The 17659-nt window shown below is 53.6% G+C and carries 15 protein-coding genes; 4 read left to right on the plus strand and 11 right to left on the minus strand.

What is annotated here, in order from left to right; all coding sequences use genetic code 11:
* Positions 1 to 137 precede the first annotated feature (137 nt).
* From recC to rppH, 9 genes are all read right to left on the minus strand, one after another.
* Positions 138 to 3509 carry an exodeoxyribonuclease V subunit gamma gene (recC, locus tag ACLJZ5_RS13860; protein WP_000946835.1) on the minus strand — a complete coding sequence of 1124 codons (3372 nt, stop codon included), beginning with the start codon at positions 3507 to 3509 and terminating at the stop codon, positions 138 to 140.
* 15 nt (positions 3510 to 3524) lie between these two features.
* Positions 3525 to 3845, minus strand: coding sequence for a prepilin-type N-terminal cleavage/methylation domain-containing protein (locus ACLJZ5_RS13865; protein ID WP_000019294.1), 321 nt, complete (start codon positions 3843 to 3845; stop codon positions 3525 to 3527).
* Positions 3830 to 4237 (minus strand): DUF2509 family protein, encoded by a 408-nt coding sequence (locus ACLJZ5_RS13870; protein WP_001078528.1) that lies wholly within the window; start codon positions 4235 to 4237, stop codon positions 3830 to 3832. The genes ACLJZ5_RS13865 and ACLJZ5_RS13870 overlap by 16 nt, the downstream gene beginning before the upstream one ends.
* Complete coding sequence (locus ACLJZ5_RS13875; protein WP_000029157.1) at positions 4234 to 4797, minus strand: prepilin peptidase-dependent protein; 564 nt, start codon at positions 4795 to 4797, stop codon at positions 4234 to 4236. Before ACLJZ5_RS13875 ends, ACLJZ5_RS13870 begins: the two co-directional genes overlap by 4 nt.
* On the minus strand, positions 4788 to 5258 hold the full coding sequence (locus ACLJZ5_RS13880; RefSeq protein WP_000744668.1) for a prepilin peptidase-dependent protein: 471 nt from the start codon (positions 5256 to 5258) through the stop codon (positions 4788 to 4790). Before ACLJZ5_RS13880 ends, ACLJZ5_RS13875 begins: the two co-directional genes overlap by 10 nt.
* A gap of 184 nt (positions 5259 to 5442) precedes the next feature.
* Positions 5443 to 6237, minus strand: a complete 795-nt coding sequence (gene thyA, locus ACLJZ5_RS13885; protein ID WP_000816247.1) for a thymidylate synthase — start codon at positions 6235 to 6237, stop codon at positions 5443 to 5445.
* Positions 6238 to 6243: 6 nt separating this feature from the next.
* Positions 6244 to 7119 carry a prolipoprotein diacylglyceryl transferase gene (lgt, locus tag ACLJZ5_RS13890; RefSeq protein ID WP_000204645.1) on the minus strand — a complete coding sequence of 292 codons (876 nt, stop codon included), beginning with the start codon at positions 7117 to 7119 and terminating at the stop codon, positions 6244 to 6246.
* A 215-nt stretch (positions 7120 to 7334) separates the two neighbouring features.
* Positions 7335 to 9581 (minus strand): phosphoenolpyruvate--protein phosphotransferase, encoded by a 2247-nt coding sequence (gene ptsP, locus ACLJZ5_RS13895; RefSeq protein WP_000957888.1) that lies wholly within the window; start codon positions 9579 to 9581, stop codon positions 7335 to 7337.
* Positions 9582 to 9593: 12 nt separating this feature from the next.
* Positions 9594 to 10124, minus strand: coding sequence for an RNA pyrophosphohydrolase (gene rppH / locus ACLJZ5_RS13900; RefSeq protein WP_000564481.1), 531 nt, complete (start codon positions 10122 to 10124; stop codon positions 9594 to 9596).
* Between the two features lie 682 nt (positions 10125 to 10806).
* On the opposite strand from rppH, the gene mutH reads away from it, so the two are divergent.
* The 4 genes from mutH to ACLJZ5_RS13920 all read left to right on the plus strand — a co-directional run bounded on the left by mutH (position 10807) and on the right by ACLJZ5_RS13920 (position 14016).
* The gene (gene mutH / locus ACLJZ5_RS13905) at positions 10807 to 11502 is read left to right on the plus strand and encodes a DNA mismatch repair endonuclease MutH (RefSeq protein WP_001274930.1); all 696 of its coding nucleotides are present in this window, start codon (positions 10807 to 10809) and stop codon (positions 11500 to 11502) included.
* Between the two features lie 181 nt (positions 11503 to 11683).
* Positions 11684 to 12397: a TerC family protein gene (locus ACLJZ5_RS13910; protein WP_000895635.1), complete on the plus strand. Its 714-nt coding sequence runs from the start codon at positions 11684 to 11686 to the stop codon at positions 12395 to 12397.
* Positions 12398 to 12566: 169 nt separating this feature from the next.
* Entirely contained in the window at positions 12567 to 12785 is a 219-nt protein-coding gene (locus ACLJZ5_RS13915) for a YgdI/YgdR family lipoprotein (RefSeq protein ID WP_000758662.1), read from the plus strand.
* 190 nt (positions 12786 to 12975) lie between these two features.
* Entirely contained in the window at positions 12976 to 14016 is a 1041-nt protein-coding gene (locus ACLJZ5_RS13920; protein ID WP_000558960.1) for an NADP(H)-dependent aldo-keto reductase, read from the plus strand.
* Between the two features lie 86 nt (positions 14017 to 14102).
* On the opposite strand, the gene lplT is transcribed toward ACLJZ5_RS13920, so the two are convergent.
* Together lplT and aas are read right to left on the minus strand one after the other, a co-directional pair.
* Positions 14103 to 15305 (minus strand): lysophospholipid transporter LplT, encoded by a 1203-nt coding sequence (gene lplT / locus ACLJZ5_RS13925; RefSeq protein WP_023213842.1) that lies wholly within the window; start codon positions 15303 to 15305, stop codon positions 14103 to 14105.
* Complete coding sequence (gene aas / locus ACLJZ5_RS13930) at positions 15298 to 17457, minus strand: bifunctional acyl-ACP--phospholipid O-acyltransferase/long-chain-fatty-acid--ACP ligase (protein ID WP_000896101.1); 2160 nt, start codon at positions 17455 to 17457, stop codon at positions 15298 to 15300. Before aas ends, lplT begins: the two co-directional genes overlap by 8 nt.
* Positions 17458 to 17659: the final 202 nt, after the last annotated feature.

A 17659-nucleotide genomic window follows, 5' to 3' on the forward strand; every position in this document is an offset into this window, starting at 1 on the left:
ATGGTCACGTAAACCATCGACCTGAGCAGAACGGGATATTATTGTGCTGAACCAGGCAGCATCTTTTTATCAGTAATCAGTCCGTGACGAAGAGCGCATCATAGTCGAAGCCTTTTAATGGCGCGATTTTCATACAATCAACGAGACTGATTAAAACGAAACAGCGGTAACAGGTAATGCCGTGACTGCGCAATGATAGCCTGCAACGTTTCAGATTCCAGCTGACGCCAAAGACGTTGATACCAGATATCTTCGCCTTCGCCGCTCACCATCATGTTGCCTTCATAAGCCTGTAGAAACTTTGTTCTGGCCTTCTGTAAGGTATCATCGTCGTCTAACATGACATCATTTTCAGCGTCATAACAGGCTTTTATCCATGCGCCGCCGCTTTCCGGCAGTACCAATAGCGGAGAAGACATGCCTTCCCGGTAGCCTTCAATCAGTTGCGCCAGGTAAGCCATTGCCTGCGTTTTATCAAGAGGCGGAAATCGCCATTCTCCCTCTTTGCGCAAAAACAGGCGACTTTCGCCACTCCCGCCGCTGGCACAATAGACAAGGTGTTCCAGCCAAAGTTGCACACCTTGCGCAACGCTGATTAAAGCGGGACGCCAGCGCAATAATCCATCCTCCTGTACCTGCGGTAGCCAGCCGGTTAGCTGAACGCCATTGCAAAGCAGATCCACTTCCAGGCTTTGGCTCGGCTTACGGCAGGCGATGACCCGGCTTGCCAGTTGCTGCATCTCCTGACATTGCGCATCCCAGAATATTTCGCCAAACGCGCCGTAAGGCAACTCTCCCGCAGCCCGGAAACGGCGGAACAAGCGTTCGGCGTCGTCCTCTTCAACCAGCGTATTGAGCAACTGTTGGTTAAGTTGATATCGCGTCAATCCCTCTAATTCAAACGGTTCCGCATCAGGAATCTCACTCTCTTCCGAGCGGAAATTAACCTGAAGCCGCATCTGAAAAAATGCGCGTACCGGATGGGCCCAAAAACGCTGCAGACTTTCCAGAGTCAATGTTTCCGGCATCGTAAAAGGAAGCGGCTGCACAAAGTCAGAATGCGCTTTTCCCGACTGACTCGCCGCGGGCAACCACTCTCTGGCATAACTTTGCTGTTCGCCGGGTTGGTAATTTTGCGCATCAAAAGGCATACGGGTATGCAGACGCGTAATATGCGCTTTGACTCGTGCTTCGCTCTCATCACAGGTCAGCGTTTCGTCGCCCGGCAAATAGTGGCTTTGCCCGATGTAATCCACCAATTCTTGCACCAGTACAGAGGGAAAGCGTTCGCTATTATCCTGGATGGAGCGACCGATGTAGCTGATATACAGCGTTTGCTGCGCCGAGATTAACGCTTCCAGAAACAGGTAGCGGTCATCGTCGCGACGGCTTCGATCCCCGCGCATGGGTTTTTGGCTCATCAGGTCAAAGCCCAACGGCGCAAGCTGGCGCGGGTATACGCCGTCGTTCATTCCCAGCAGGCAAACGACTCTGAACGGAATGGAACGCATCGGCATCAGCGTACAAATATTGATGGGGCCCGCCAGGAAGCGCTGGCTAATACGTTCCTGATCCAGACGCTGCGCCAGCTCATCCCGCAGTAGCGAAATCGGTACCGCGTCGCCATATTCCGCCGCGACGCCTTCGGCGATAATGGCCTGCCACTGCTGTTCAATCAATGTCATTGCCGCTTCCGTGTCCGCATCGGGCAGGAAGAAATCATTGAGCATATCGCGACAAACGGGCAACCACTCTTCCAGCGGTCGCTCCTGCGCCAGACCGCGCCGCCAGATATTAAGCTGCATCAGCAGCGAAGCCAGATGACCGACCAGCTCAGCAATCAGACCGCTGGATTCGTCATAAGGCAGAACCGACTGCCACTCGCCCTGGGCGCTTTCCATCGCATACCCCAGCAACATACGCGTCAGGCCAAATTGCCATGTATGCTGCCCCGTGGCAGGAAGCTCCAGCTCGCGCACGTTGTCATCGTCAATTCCCCAGCGAATACCTGACTCATTGACCCACAAGCGCAAATAACGCAACCCTTCTTCGTTGATCGTAAAGCGGGCAGCCAATACCGGTACGTCTAACAACGCCAGAACATCCTCGGAGACGAAGCGGCTGTCCGGTAACGAAAGTAGGCTGATAAATGCCTGTAACACCGGATGTGACTGACGCGCCCGCCGATCGGAAATGGCATAAGGCAGATAGCGCTCCGTTGGCGCGCTACCAAATACCGCCTGGATAAACGGGCTATAGCTGTCAATATCAGCCACCATAACGATAATGTCGCGCGGCGTTAGCGTCGGATCGGCTTCCAGCATCGCCAGCAGGCGATCGTGCAGTATTTCCACCTCGCGCTGCGGGCTGTGACAAACGTGAAAAGAGAGGCTGTTATCCTCGGGATCGAGCAGACGCTTATTGTCGCTGCGCGAATACTCCTCAAGATTTACGCCCGCCACCGCATGGCTTTCCAGTTCAAGGATATCCGCCTGAATCCGATGCAAAAGATTATCTGGCGTAATATCAACAAACGCATCCAGCTCCTGGCTGTTTTCCAGTTCAGATAGCAGGTAGATATAATCCCGTCCCAGTTTTCCCCATGAGGCCAGTAGCGGATTACCGATATCCTGTTCACCGTCGCTGTTAAATAAGGCTTCCGGATTCTGGTTTTCACGGAACAACGGTAAATGACGGTCTTCAAAAGTGTGACGACGCTGGCGAGCCATGAGTTTTGCCAGCCAGGCTGGGTCTTTAATATCCCCCCAGTAATACCGACACGGATTAGTAAAAAGGAGATGGATTTCAATATGTTTACCCAGCGCCTGCAATGCTCTGAGATACACTGGCGGTAACGCGGAAATACCGCAAATAAAAACGCGGGACGGCAACCCTGGCGGGCAGGCGGTCGCGCTCTCCAGCGTTTGAATAAAGCGTTGGTAGAGATTGGCGCGATGCCAGCGTGGCTGCCCCAGCGCGGCGGTATATTCCACCAATGCTTTCCACAGCGGCGCCTGCCAGTTTTGCGCCTCCCCCAGACCTTCCACGGTTTTTCCCGCTTCCCACTGCGTAAGCCAGTCAGGCCGATAAACCAGATACTGATCGAACAGGTCGGCAGCGCGCGCGGAAAGCTGAAAGAGTTTGCGTTTATCGGTGTCGTCGGTCAGATAATGGCGCAGCAGTACAAACTCATCCTTATCCAGCAACTGTGGCAGCAAGGTCATCAGTTTCCAGCTCATGCTTTGTTTGCTGAAAGCGCTTTCTTTGGGGATATCCGGCAACACGCGGACAAACATCTCCCAGATAAAACTCGCCGGTAACGGAAAAGCGATATTCGCCGCAATACCAAACTTTTGTGAAAGGGTCATCTGCAGCCACTGCGCCATACCCGTGCTTTGAACCAGAATCATTTCTGGTTCAAAGGGATCATCCAGCCGCTCGCGTTCGACGATGAACTCCATCAACGCTTCCAGCACATCCAGACGATTGGAGTGGTAGACCCTTAACATAATTACTCCTGACGATTAACGATTTGGACAATGCAAGCGCGTCATCTGCCCCTGCCTGCCAGAGGGTGAAACCATCGTGACGCTGATGCTGACACATCCCGATTGCGTTGTCTGCATCCGGTTGGCCTTCCAGCCTTCAGCAGGCGAAAATGGATACAGCGCCGTTTGCTGCCACGCCTGCCGCCAGATCTGGAGATACTGGTGTCGTAATGCAAAACTGTGCATTAATACCCGCTGATAGCCTGACAGCGCGGTGACGATCATTACCATTAGAACCATCGCCACTAAAACTTCCGGGAGGCTAAACCCGCGTTGTAAATTCAGGGGATGCGACATAACGCCACCTCTTTTAACGGACAAAAATCACTCCAGCCGTGGGGAGAAAAGACAATACTTCCCTGAATGACGTTGCCCAAACGCCATAACGTCATGCCGTCATCTTGCGCCGCCATCACCACCTCATCCCCCGATAATCTCCGCAAACAGACTCTTGCTCCTGAAGGGGAATAGCGCCGACATTCCATTTCGGTTACGCCTGACCATAGCTGCCCCCGCCCCCATTCCAGCGCCGACTGTACGAGCGCCTGGCGTTGTATCGCCAGGCTCTGCGTCGTCACGCGGGCGGCATAGCTGGCCTGCTGCTGATTTACGCCTTGCAGTAGCAGACTACCCAGAATCAGTATTAAAAGCGCCAGTATTAGCGAAGAAGCGCCACGTTCCCGATTCACAGATTAAATCCCGTTACGCTGTATTGCGCGTCAATAACCGTCTGAGGCTCGGCTTTGCTGGTGCCGCGCAGATGCAGCATGAGCACTGGCGAGAATCCCGTTATATCCCGGCGCTCAACGGTAAAAGCCGTGATGAGTACCGTATTGGGATCGGTCATTTTTTCCCATCCCTTCCCCTGGCAAGATGTTGCTCCGCGTAATGTTTCCAGAACGTTATCCTTCATACGGAACCCGGTCTGGTCGGCCTCTTTCGCCGGTATGGTATCCCAGACACCGTTATTATTCCCGTCCCACTGAACGATGACGCATTGCCCCTGTTCAGCAAGATGTAACCCTTCGCCAGTACAGTGGCCATGACAGTAACCCGCACGTTGAAGATGCTTCGCTACGGTATAGGTTCGCTGCCAGATTTCATCTTCCAGCGATAACTGTCGCGTGTTGTGCCAGATCTCACGCTGTAGCGCCGGTAAAAATCGTGCGGATCCAAGCAGTAAAATGGAACCTATCGCCATCGCCAGCACAACCTCCAGTAGCGAGAACCCCCGCGTGGTTATTGACACGTGGCGGCCTCGTTACGCTCGCATAGCCTGATTCGCCCCCAGGAGGAGACGACCAGACGCCACTCTCCGGCAGCGTTTTTCAGTACGATGTGCCCTGCCCATGCCGTATTGCGCAGGCCAAAGAAAGCTAACGACGGCGTGATATCGGCAAGGACGACATCACGCCAGTCGGGCGTAAACACAAAGGGGGAAGATGGCGTACACGATGTTTGCGTAGCAACAGAGCTGACAAAGCACCATGAACCACCTTCGCTGACCACGCGAAGAATGTGATCGCGGTTATGCCAGTGAGCGTCCTCACGAAGTTGCAGCAGGTAATCCCGCACCTGACATGCGGTTTGCCACAGGCGTTGTTGCTGCTGCCAGCGTTGCCAGCCATAAAGTCCTGTGGCGCTGAGAATGATAATGAGCGACATCGCGACCACCGTTTCAATGAGCGTATAGCCCTGTTGTTTTTTCATGTCGGCAGTATGGCGGGCGGAGAAAAAATAACGAGCGCCAAATACAGATTGTTCGGCGCGTTACGGAAAAAAGTTCATGTTTTGCAGCGCGTTGCAAAATTTCAGGAATCCGCGCCGAAGATTGAGACAAAGGGTAAAAAAAACCGACGCGCGATGACGTCGGTTATGGCAGGATCGTCAGCGCTTAGATAGCGACCGGCGCTTTAATACCGGGGTGCGGATCATAGCCTTCAATTTCGAAATCATCGAACCGGTAGTCAAAAAGCGAATCAGGTTTACGCTTAATGACCAACTTCGGCAGCGCGCGCGGTTCACGGCTTAATTGCAGGTGCGTCTGCTCCATATGGTTGCTGTACAGGTGCGTGTCGCCGCCGGTCCAGACAAAATCGCCGACGTCCAGGTCGCACTGTTGCGCCATCATATGCACCAGTAACGCGTAGCTGGCAATGTTGAACGGCAGACCGAGGAACACATCGCAGGAGCGCTGATAAAGCTGACAGGAGAGTTTTCCATCTGCGACATAAAACTGGAAAAAGGCGTGACACGGCGCCAGCGCCATCTTATCCAGCTCGCCGACGTTCCACGCAGAAACGATAATACGACGAGAGTCCGGGTCGTTTTTAAGCTGGCTTAAGACCGTGGCGATCTGATCGATATGGCGGCCATCCGGTGTTGGCCATGCACGCCACTGCTTACCATAAACCGGGCCTAAATCGCCGTTCTCATCGGCCCATTCGTCCCAGATGGTGACATTATTTTCGTGCAGGTAAGCGATGTTGGTATCGCCCTGCAAAAACCATAGCAGTTCGTGAATAATTGAACGTAAATGGCAGCGTTTTGTCGTCACCAGCGGAAAGCCTTCCTGCAGGTTAAAACGCATCTGATGGCCAAAAATGGAAAGCGTGCCGGTGCCGGTACGGTCGTTTTTCTGTGTGCCTTCATCCAGCACTTTTTGCATCAGTTCTAAATACTGTTTCATGGTTCCTCAGGAAACGTGTTGCTGCGGGCGGCGGCGATATGCCCAAACCATCATGATCGCGCCAGCGATAATCATCGGGATAGAGAGAATCTGCCCCATGCTGATGTACTGTACCCACGCGCCGGTAAATTGCGCGTCCGGCTGGCGGAAGAATTCAACAATGATACGAAACGCGCCATAGCCAATCAGGAATAATCCGGAGACTGCGCCCATCGGACGCGGTTTGCGAATAAAGAGATTAAGGATGATAAACAGCACCACGCCTTCTAATGCCAGCTCATACAACTGGGAAGGGTGGCGCGGCAATACGCCGTAGGTATCAAAAATAGGCTGCCATTGCGGATGTGACGGCAGCAGCGCAATATCTTCCGCGCGTGAGCCAGGAAAGAGCATGGCAAACCGGAAGTCAGGATCGACGCGCCCCCACAATTCACCGTTGATAAAGTTGCCCAGACGCCCGGCGCCCAGGCCGAACGGAATTAACGGCGCAATAAAATCAGACACCTGAAAGAACGAGCGCTTCGTGCGCCTGGCGAAGATAATCATCACCAGTATCACGCCGATAAGCCCGCCGTGGAAGGACATGCCGCCGTCCCAGACGCGGAATAAATAGAGCGGGTTATCCAGAAACAGAGGGAAGTTATAAAACAGGACATAGCCAATTCGCCCCCCCAGGAAGACCCCTAGGAAACCTGCATAGAGTAAATTTTCAACTTCGTTTTTGGTCCAACCGCTTCCCGGACGGTTAGCGCGACGCACCGCCAACCACATCGCGAAAACGAACCCCACCAGATACATCAAGCCATACCAGTGAAGCGCGACGGGCCCAATTGAGAAAATGACCGGATCAAAGTCCGGAAAATGCAGATAGCTACTGGTCATCTGTCACCACAATTTCTTGTTATTTCGCTGAAGAGATAGCGATTGATAAGCGCGCCTGCGCGTTGCAGACGCTCCAAAGGTGCGAATAATAGCACAAGGGTTAAAAGCGAGATGCCGATTACCGTTAAAAGATATGTATACGCATTGTCTTTCATCTTGCAGGCGTGTTGTCTGCGCCGTGAATCCACAGTCACTCTCTTTTCCCGCTCCAGTCGTTACAACCCTCCGCGAATCAATCCCCCCATCCCGCGGCGCTCCATAAACGCCGCCACCTGATGACGCACCTCGGTCGCCATCTGCGCCTCAAGGCTGCGTCTGGCAAGGGTTTGCGCGTCTTCAAAATCGATATGCCGCAGCAGATATTTCACACGCGCTACCGAACGGCCATTCATCGAAAGATGGCGATATCCCAGACCGATAAGAATCGCCACGCACATCGGATCGCCCGCCATCTCGCCGCACAAGCGAAGATCGAGGCCATTTTTTTCGGCTTCCTGCGCAATCATGGACAGTGCGCGCAGCATAGCCGGATGCAGACTGTCGTAAATACTGGCCACGCGGGTATTGTTGCGATCTACCGCCAGGATATATTGTGTTAAATCGTTGGTACCGACCGAGATAAAGTCGATCCGGTTAGCCAGATGCGGCAGCATAAATACCATTGACGGTACTTCCAGCATAATGCCGATACGCGGTTTCGGGATCGCATAGCCGATCATCTCCTCGACCTCGCGCCCGGCGCGTTCGATCAGACGCCGCGCTTCATCGACTTCATCAATACTGGTGACCATCGGCAACAAAATACTGAGGTTGCCAGTCGCCGCATTGGCGCGCAGCATCGCGCGGACCTGGATCAAAAAGATCTCCGGCTGATCCAGCGTAATGCGGATCCCGCGCCAGCCCAGACACGGGTTCTCCTCGCTGATCGGCATATAGGGCAGTTGCTTATCCGCTCCCACATCCAGGGTCCGCAGCGTCACCGGTTTATCGTTAAACATTTGCAGCATCCCTTGATACTGCGCCACCTGCTCTTCTTCCGAGGGAAACCCGCTTTGCAGCATAAAGGGAATTTCAGTACGGTACAGGCCGATACCGTCGATCCGACTGCCTAACTTTTCCTCATGCTCGGGACTGAGCCCGGCATTCAGCATCACTTTGACTCGCTCGCCGCTTTTCAGTTGGGCGGGAAGATTGACGTCGTCCTCCGCCAGACGACTGAGTTCTATCTCTTCACTAATGAGCCGCTGATATTCCTGAATAAGCACGGGTTCAGGATCGACCAGTAATTCACCGCGATAGCCATCCACCACCAACGTACGGCGATGTAGCACCGAAGGTTGGATATCCGCGCCCATGACGGTCGGGATACCGAGCGCGCGCACCATAATCGCCGCATGCGAGTTTGCCGCGCCGTCGCGCACCACAACGCCCGCCAGCCTGTCCTGCGGCAGCTCCGCCAGGGTGGTCGCCGACAGCTCATCCGCGACCAGAATAAAACGTTCCGGCCAGGCGTTTGGCCCCTGAACTGAATCATCAAGGTGGAATAACAGCCGCTGCCCCAGCGTGCGTAAGTCTCCCGCACGTTCTTTGAGGTAGTTATCGGTTAGCGCCGCAAATTGCTCGGCAAATTTTTCGATGATTTTTTTAACGGCCCACTCCGCAACAGCGCCTTTGTCGACCTCGGCGAAGAGTTCGCGACGCAGTCTGGCATCTGAAAGCAGGTGTGAGTACAGATCGAAAATGGCCGCCGTCTCTTTTTGCGCGCCGGCGGCAAAGCGTTTGCTGTATCGTCGGAACTCGTTCGCCGCCTCTTCCAGCGCGCCGGTCAATCGTTCGCGTTCAAGAGAGGTATCCAGCGTAGACGCTTCGTAAACCTGTTCCATCAGCGGCATGGTCGCGTCTTGCCAGCCCGTTGCGATAGCCACGCCCGGCGCCGCAGGAAGCGCGCGGATTCGCGTCTGCCGGTATTGCCCGAACAGCGCTGTGACCTGCGACTGTGACAGGATAGCCGCCATCTGCGTAGCGAGCGTGACGAGGAAAGACTCTTCGCTTTCATCGTACTGGCGCAATTCGCGCTGCTGTACGACCAGCACGCCGAGAAGTTGGCGACGCTGAATGATCGGCACGCCGAGAAACGCGCGAAAACGCTCCTCTTTTACCGAAGGAATGTATTTAAAGCTGGGATGTTTTTGCGCATCGGCAAGGTTAATGGGTTCCGCCAGTCTGCCCACCAGACCGACGATCCCCTCATCAAACGCAAGCGCAACGGTTCGACCACGCGGTTTTTTCAACCCCCGCGTCGCCATCAGGTAATAACAGCGTCGGTCATGATCGGCCAGGTAAACCGAGCAAACCTCTGTATCCATCGCAAGACAGATATCCGTGACCAGAATATTCAGCGCCTCGTTCAGACGCGGCGCACTGGCCACTTTTTCGACTATTTCGCGCAGGCGAGTGAGCATAATTTGCGTGGCTTAACCTCTTTTACGTCGATAAGCAGGCGCGCTTTGTAGCTTAGGGGGATTATCCTGAAGCGCCATGACAACACTTGCAAACTCTTTCATTACCCTGCGGTAGACATCGCGTTTAAATGACACCACTTGTCGAACCGGATACCAGTAACTTACCCAGCGCCAGCCGTCAAACTCCGGCGTACTGCTGGTTTGCATATTGATTTCGGCGTCGGCGCTCATTAATTGCAAAAGAAACCACTTTTGTTTCTGGCCGATACATACCGGCTTTGTGTCCCAACGCACCAAACGTTTTGGTAACTTGTAACGCAACCAGTTGCGAGTAGAAGCAAGGATCCGCACATCTTTACGGCTTAACCCAACTTCTTCAAACAGTTCCCGGTACATCGCCTGTTCTGCCGACTCCCCTGGATTTATCCCGCCCTGCGGGAACTGCCAGGAGTGCTGACCAAATCGCCGGGCCCACATCACCTGCCCCTGACGATTACAAATTACGATACCTACATTTGGGCGGTAGCCATCGTCATCAATCACCGGACTACCTCAACATAAACCTTATATATGAACGATTGTTTCATACTCCAGTGAGGCGGTAAACCACTCTGTAATAGTGACACAGCCTAATAACAATTGAATAACTCACAGTAAATAGCCAAGTTATAAACAGATGATGACGCCCTTGCGCCATTTTATTCACCTTTTCTGTGGATATAGTTGTGAAGAAGTATGGAATTACCACGGGAAAACCCAGAACAGTCTGAATTCCTCATGCGGAAAACAGTAAAAATAGTGCCTTATATTCATTGTGTTATAGACAAATCTTACATGCTACCTTCATAAAGCGTGACCAGAATCACATCTAAGATCCTTATGCTGATGAAAGATCAACCAGCGTCGGTTTTATCCACAGATTGTGCCAATAACTTACGCACTATTTGTCTGAATTTTCGATTTTCGTCGCACGTCAAGGCTGTAAATGGAAACAGTAGTGGTGGTTTTACACAGTTATCCCAACTTTCTGTGGATAACATAGTGTAAGATCCTGTTTATTTTCAGTGACCAGAATTGGAAAACCCGCTTCAGCGTTGCGCAACACGAAGAAACAACACAAAAAAGGCAATAAAAATCAGTCTATTGAATATAAGACACAGAAAAAGATAAACTCTGCCCATACGGTATAAAATCACTGCTCATTTTTTAATCTAAGGTAATGGTAATGTCCGCTCTTTGTCCGCTACTGACTCCGCCTGCTTCGGAAGCATTGCTGTTAGCCCAGGCGCGGCAGCTTTCCGGCTATACGTTAGGCGAGCTGGCGGCGATGGCCGGCATTACCACGCCTAAAGATTTGAAGCGAGACAAAGGCTGGATCGGCGTCTTGCTGGAGATCTGGCTCGGCGCCAGCGCCGGGAGCAAGCCGGAGCAAGATTTCGCCGCGTTAGGCGTAGAACTGAAAACCATCCCGGTGGATAGTCTGGGTCGTCCTCTGGAAACAACCTTTGTTTGCGTGGCGCCGTTAACCGGTAACAGCGGCGTGACCTGGGAGACAAGTCACGTACGGCATAAATTGAAGCGCGTGCTATGGGTACCGGTCGAAGGCGATCGCAGCATACCGTTAGCCGAACGCCGCGTAGGTTCGCCGCTACTCTGGAGTCCGAGTGAAGAAGAGGACAGGCAGCTACGCCTCGACTGGGAAGAGCTGATGGACATGATAGTGCTGGGCCAGGTGGAACGCATTACCGCCCGTCATGGCGAAGTCTTGCAACTACGACCCAAAGCCGCCAATGCCAGGGCGCTCACCGAGGCTATCGGCGCGCGCGGGGAACCTATTTTGACGCTACCGCGTGGATTTTATCTGAAAAAAAATTTTACGCAGGCGCTGCTGGCTCGCCATTTTTTATTGCAGAATCCGTAACGTCCATTACACGCAAATGCGCCTCCGCTATGGCTACGCATCGGGCCGACGCCCGATAAACGTAAGCGTATTGTCGCCGCTATTTTACACCGTTCCTGGTTGCGCAAATTCAGCCTGGGCTTTCGCCCGTCACTCGACGGGCCTATAATTACCGCTTCTTTTTTTGGCAGGACTTTGTTCGATGTTATTTGCATGGATAACCGATCCTAATGCCTGGCTGGCGCTCGGTACGCTGACGCTGCTGGAGATTGTACTTGGGATCGACAACATTATTTTTCTTTCTCTGGTGGTAGCAAAACTTCCTACGGCGCAACGAAACCACGCACGGCGGCTTGGGTTGGCGGCGGCGATGGTTATGCGCCTGGCGCTGCTGGCGTCAATCGCCTGGGTCACTCGGCTGACTAATCCGCTGTTTGAGCTTTTCGGCGAAGCGATTTCCGCCCGCGATCTCATTCTGTTACTGGGCGGGTTATTTTTAATCTGGAAAGCCAGCAAGGAGATCCATGAGTCCATCGAAGGCGAAGAAGAAGGGTTAAAAACCCGGGTTTCTTCTTTCCTGGGCGCAATAGTACAGATTATGCTGCTGGATATTATTTTCAGCCTTGATTCAGTTATCACAGCGGTTGGCCTCTCCGATCATCTGTTTATTATGATGGCGGCAGTCGTTATTGCCGTGGGCGTCATGATGTTTGCGGCACGGCCCATCGGCGAGTTTGTCGATCGCCATCCGTCGGTAAAAATGCTGGCGCTCTCCTTTCTGATCCTGGTTGGCTTTACCCTGATTCTGGAAAGTTTCGACGTTCACGTTCCGAAAGGGTATATCTATTTCGCCATGTTCTTCTCTATCGCAGTAGAGAGCCTGAACCTGTTGCGTAATAAAAAGAATCCGCTGTAATCCTGTCTCGCTCCCCCGCCGGGGAGCGAATACTCACTTTATTTCCTTTCTTCTCACAGATTAAGATTTTGCTGCTTCCGACATGCAGAGCCGCGCGTTATTACTAGACTATTATCAGACATATGATTAACAGACTATTATCAGATGCAGGCTACGTGAGGACAAACGGATGAAAAAGTGGGCAGTTGTAATTTCCGCAGTAGGGTTGGCTTTTGCGGTATCCGGATGCAGCAGCGATTATGTAATGGCGACGAAAGATGGTCGTATGATCCTGACCGATGGAAAACCGCAAGTTGACGATGATACCGGTCTGGTCAGCTATACCGATGCACAGGGAAACGAGATGCAAATCAACCGTGACGAAGTGTCTCAAATCATCGAACGTTAAGCGGTGGCCTGTGATCGAGGTCAGCGTTCTGCAAGCCTTCAGGCTGCGTCCCGTAACGGTGCGTGGCGACCACGCCCGGTAACAATTACGCCGTGCAGCCTGCAATTTTACTTTCCCTTTTGCCTTCCCTCTGCCATTTTTATTGTCCTTTGTCGGGAATTTCTGACTTCATAATAAAAAGGAAACGGCTATGCACTATCACCGTATACCCCACAGCTCGCTCGAAGTAAGTACGCTAGGGCTGGGCACAATGACATTTGGTGAACAAAACAGCGAAGCCGACGCTCACGCACAGCTCGACTATGCCATCGCAAATGGCATTAACCTTATCGACGCCGCCGAGATGTATCCGGTACCTCCGCGCCCGGAAACACAAGGGCTGACGGAATCCTATATCGGTAACTGGCTCGCCAAACGCGGCAACCGTGAAAAACTGATCATCGCCAGCAAAGTTAGCGGACCGGCACGTAATAATGATCAAGGCATCCGGCCTCATCAGGCGCTGGATCGTAAAAATATTCGCGAAGCGCTACACGACAGTTTGACCCGATTGCAGACCGATTATCTGGATTTGTATCAGGTGCACTGGCCGCAGCGTCCCACTAACTGCTTCGGTAAACTCGGCTATAACTGGACGGACTCCACGCCAGTAGTAAGTCTGCTGGAGACGTTAGACGCGCTAAGTGAGTTTCAGCGAGCGGGTAAGATTCGTTATATTGGCGTTTCAAATGAGACAGCGTTTGGCGTTATGCGCTATCTGCATCTGGCGGAAAAACATGACCTGCCGCGTATTGTCACGATCCAGAACCCCTATAGCCTGTTAAACCGCAGCTACGAGGTCGGACTGGCGGAAGTCAGCCAGTATGAAGGTGTTGAATTGCTCGCCTATTCCTGTCTGGCGTTTGGCACATTAACCGGTAAATACCTGAACGGGGCCAAACCCGCAGGCGCGCGGAATACCTTGTTCAGCCGCTTCACACGTTACAGCGGCGAACAGGCGCAAAAAGCCGTTGCCGCCTACGTCGATATCGCGAAGCGTCACAATCTTGATCCGGCGCAGATGGCGCTGGCCTTTGTTCGCCGCCAGCCGTTTGTCGCCAGTACGTTACTGGGCGCAACCACGATGGCGCAGCTCAAGACGAATGTGGAAAGTCTGCATCTGACGTTAAGCGAAGAGGTCCTGGCGGAGATTGAGGCGGCGCATCAGGTTTATACCTACCCGGCACCGTGATAGTCAGTGCCCGGTGGCGCTACGCTTCCGGGCTTACAGAGACAATGTAAGCCGGATAACGCGCACTCGCCGCCCGGCATATTCACTCAGTATGATGCCTGCCGGCGCTGCCAGATCCACAGCGCCGCGATCGCCAGCGCGAACAGCACGCCAAAGCCGATACCTATCGCCACTGCCGGAACGCCAACCAGCACCGCCAGCGAGTACAGTCCCAGCATTAATAGCATGGCGCTATTCTCGCCCAGATTTTGTACGGCAATGGCATTCCCGGCGCCAACGCTCTTCTTACCGCGCTCCTGGAGCAAAGCGTTGAGCGGCACCACAAAAAAGCCGCCCAGCATACCTATCAACAGCAACAAGGCATAAGCAGGCAGCAATGCGTGCTGTAATGAGAAGATCGCAACCACAACGCCAATCAAAATCCCGGCGGGCATACAGCGCGATACGGTCTCCAGCGTCACCAGTTTTGCCGCCGCGCCCGCGCCGACCACAATCCCTACCGCCACCATGGCGTTCAGGTAAGTCGGCGTGGCGTTATCCATAATGCCCAGCGCCACCGGCACCCACAGTACCAGCAGAAAACGCAGCGTCACGCCTGCGCCCCAAAATAAGCCGGTGCCCACCAGCGAAAAACGCGTTTCACCGTTACGCCAAAGGACAACGCAAGCGCAGAAAAAGCTACGCGTCATCGCCGCCAACCGCCAGGATTGTCCTGGACGCGCCGCCACAAGCTTCGGGATAAACAGGTTCGCCGCCACTGCGCCAGCGTAGGCCAACGCGCAGGCAACCAGCGCGGCGATGACATGCCAGTCGGCCAATACGCCGCCCGCGACGGAACCGAGCAAAATCGCCGCAATCGTAGAGGCTTCCATCAGGCCATTGGCTTTCACCAGCTTATCGCCCGTCGTCAGTTCGCCCAGAATACCGTATTTCGCCGGAGAATAAGCCGCCGCGCCAATCCCGACCAACGTATAACCGACAAAAGGATTCACGCCGAGGCAGATACCTGCCGCTCCCGCCAGTTTAAGACCATTGGCGACCATCATCACCCGGCCTTTGGCAAAGCTGTCCGCTATCTGGCCGACAAACGGCGCAAAAAGAATGTAAGCGCCCACAAACACCATTTGCAAAACAGGCTGGCTCCAGTCCGGGTAAAACTGAGCTTTCAGCAGTGCCAGCGTCGCAAACAACAGCGCATTATCGCCAAAAGCCGAGAGAAACTGCGCGACAATAACCGACAGCATCCCTTTCGACCAGATGGAGGTGTTAGTACGTACTGACTCACTCATGATGTTGTTCCGGCGCATCCACCCAACTTTTCAGCGTCACAAAATCGGGTTTCCCGCTGCCAAGCAAGGGAAGCTGTTTCAGATAACGGATATCACGCGGGACGGCAAGTTCCGGAATACCGTGTTCACGGGCATAGTGCTGTAACTTTTCTCGGGTGAGTTCGCTGTCAGTCGTAAACAGTACCAGCGCTTCACCTTTGCTGGCATCGCTTTTAATGGCGGTAGCGTGCATTTTGTCCGCCGAAACGCCAAGCGCCAGTTGCTCGACCATCTCCAGCGAGACCATTTCGCCAGCAATTTTCGCAAAGCGTTTCGCGCGCCCCTGAATCTGCACAAAACCATTTTCATCGAAGCGTACAATATCGCCCGTGTCGTACCACCCGCGCTCAGTTTCGCCTCTGGCGTTTTCCGCCGACGGCACCTCCAGCACGCCCGGTTTTTCCACGCGCAGATAGCCATTCATGATATTCGGCCCTTTCAGCTGTAGCCGACCGCCGTTTTCAATACCGGGCACCGCCAGCAGACGCGCGTCCATGCCAGGCAGAATGCGGCCAACAGTACCCGGCTTAGCCGCCATCGGCACGTTAATCGAGACTACTGGCGCGCATTCCGTTACCCCGTAGCCCTCAAGAATGCGCAGACCGAATTTATCCTGCCACAGTTGTTTGGTGCTCTCCTGAAGTTTTTCCGCACCGGCCACCACATAGCGCAGGCGATAAAAATCATACGGATTGGCAAAGCGCGCATAGTTGCCGAGGAAGGTTGACGTACCAAACAGCACGGTACAGTTACGGTCATAGACCAGTTCCGGCACAATGCGATAGTGCAGCGGACTTGGATAAAGAAACACTTCCGCGCCGGTCAACAACGGCGTAAACAGGCCCACCGTCAAACCGAACGAGTGAAAGAGCGGCAGCGCCGACATAAAACGGTCATTGGCGGTGAAATCCGCAATCGTTTTTATCTGCTCGACGTTCGCCAGAATACTTTTATGGCTGTGCACCACCCCTTTCGGGTGCCCTTCCGAGCCGGAGGTAAAAAGAATGATCGCCGCGTCTTCCGGCTGCTGTTTTACCTGCGCCAGTCGCGGCGCCAGGAGGTGGGCAAAAATCCACAGCTTGTCGGCGGGTGTGACGTCCGCTTTTAAATCCTCCAGGTAAACCCAGCGAACCTGCGTTAGCTGCTCCGGCAGGTGCCACAATTTACCTTTATCGAGGAACTGGCGGGAGGTAAAAATCGTTTTAATTTCCGCCGCGGTAATCGCGCTGGTTAGCCCTTTTACCCCCGCTGTGTAGTTCATCATGGCCGGAATGCGGCGACGAGAAACCGCGCCGAAAATCACCGCCGCGCTGATGGCGGCATTCGGCAGCATTAAACCGATTTTCTCGCCCTCAACGCTGTACTTTTCCAGAATCCGGCCAACAAAAAGCGTCTTGGTCAGTAACTTACGATACGTATCCGGCGTAAAGTTAATGTCCTCAATACAGTTTTTACCTGCGCCGTAACGATATTGCGCCGCCAGCAACGATTCGTATAACGTCTCGCGCGGGCGCACCGCCATACGCGCTTCCATCATGATCTGGTGCAGCATCTCACCCGCTATCTTACGTCTGTCGCGCGCGCGCGGCGCTTCCGGCATCGGTATTTGCGTCGGCGGTAAAATATGAAGCTGAATGCGGGGGAATAAGCGCCGTTTAACCAGACCTTTAAGGCGACTGAAAGGCGTAAGCTCCGCGCCGTCAATACGGAGCGGAATGACGGTTGCGCCCGATTTTGCCGCCACAAAGCCTGCGCCGTCATAAATTTTCATCAGCGAGCCGGTCACGGAAATCCGCCCTTCCGGGAAAATCACCACTGGACGCCCCTGCTCCACCAGGCGCACCAGGTGTTTAATGGACATGGGTTTAGTGGGATCGAGCGGCACAAAATCGATCAGCGGCGTTAACCAGCGCATATACCATTGCTGGCTGATGGAGGTATATACCGCAAAGACAGGCCGTACCGGCAAAAACAGCGCCAGTAGCATACCATCGATAAATGAAACGTGATTGGGGGTAATTAAGACCCGGTTCCCCTGTAGCGCCCGGACATCGCCAGTGACGCGCACACGATAAAGCACGCGAAACAGGTTACGGAAAAATCCAAACAGCATTTCAACTCCCTTTGGCCGACAATTCGCTAAAACATGAATTGTGGCAGATTACACGAGTTGCGTAACAGGAGCGATAGCAAAATAGGTTCGAATAAATATCCTCCGGCATAGCCGGAGGTTTTTCAGATGCGCCTGTAAGGCTCTCTTACCAGCCGCGCCCTAACAGGCGCATACGATCTGACATTTGCATCAAACTTCGTTA

This window comes from Salmonella sp. 5800, assembly GCF_046558195.1.
GTDB lineage: Bacteria > Pseudomonadota > Gammaproteobacteria > Enterobacterales > Enterobacteriaceae > Salmonella > Salmonella enterica.

What these genes read in the sequence shown, in the direction of transcription:
- recC (WP_000946835.1), bottom strand. Translation starts at nt 3,509, where the DNA reads ATGTTAAGGGTCTACCACTCCAATCGTCTGGATGTGCTGGAAGCGTTG.
- ACLJZ5_RS13865 (WP_000019294.1), bottom strand. Translation starts at nt 3,845, where the DNA reads ATGTCGCATCCCCTGAATTTACAACGCGGGTTTAGCCTCCCGGAAGTT.
- ACLJZ5_RS13880 (WP_000744668.1), bottom strand. Translation starts at nt 5,258, where the DNA reads ATGAAAAAACAACAGGGCTATACGCTCATTGAAACGGTGGTCGCGATG.
- thyA (WP_000816247.1), bottom strand. Translation starts at nt 6,237, where the DNA reads ATGAAACAGTATTTAGAACTGATGCAAAAAGTGCTGGATGAAGGCACA.
- lgt (WP_000204645.1), bottom strand. Translation starts at nt 7,119, where the DNA reads ATGACCAGTAGCTATCTGCATTTTCCGGACTTTGATCCGGTCATTTTC.
- ptsP (WP_000957888.1), bottom strand. Translation starts at nt 9,581, where the DNA reads ATGCTCACTCGCCTGCGCGAAATAGTCGAAAAAGTGGCCAGTGCGCCG.
- mutH (WP_001274930.1), top strand. Translation starts at nt 10,807, where the DNA reads ATGTCCGCTCTTTGTCCGCTACTGACTCCGCCTGCTTCGGAAGCATTG.
- ACLJZ5_RS13910 (WP_000895635.1), top strand. Translation starts at nt 11,684, where the DNA reads ATGTTATTTGCATGGATAACCGATCCTAATGCCTGGCTGGCGCTCGGT.
- ACLJZ5_RS13915 (WP_000758662.1), top strand. Translation starts at nt 12,567, where the DNA reads ATGAAAAAGTGGGCAGTTGTAATTTCCGCAGTAGGGTTGGCTTTTGCG.
- ACLJZ5_RS13920 (WP_000558960.1), top strand. Translation starts at nt 12,976, where the DNA reads ATGCACTATCACCGTATACCCCACAGCTCGCTCGAAGTAAGTACGCTA.
- lplT (WP_023213842.1), bottom strand. Translation starts at nt 15,305, where the DNA reads ATGAGTGAGTCAGTACGTACTAACACCTCCATCTGGTCGAAAGGGATG.
- aas (WP_000896101.1), bottom strand. Translation starts at nt 17,457, where the DNA reads ATGCTGTTTGGATTTTTCCGTAACCTGTTTCGCGTGCTTTATCGTGTG.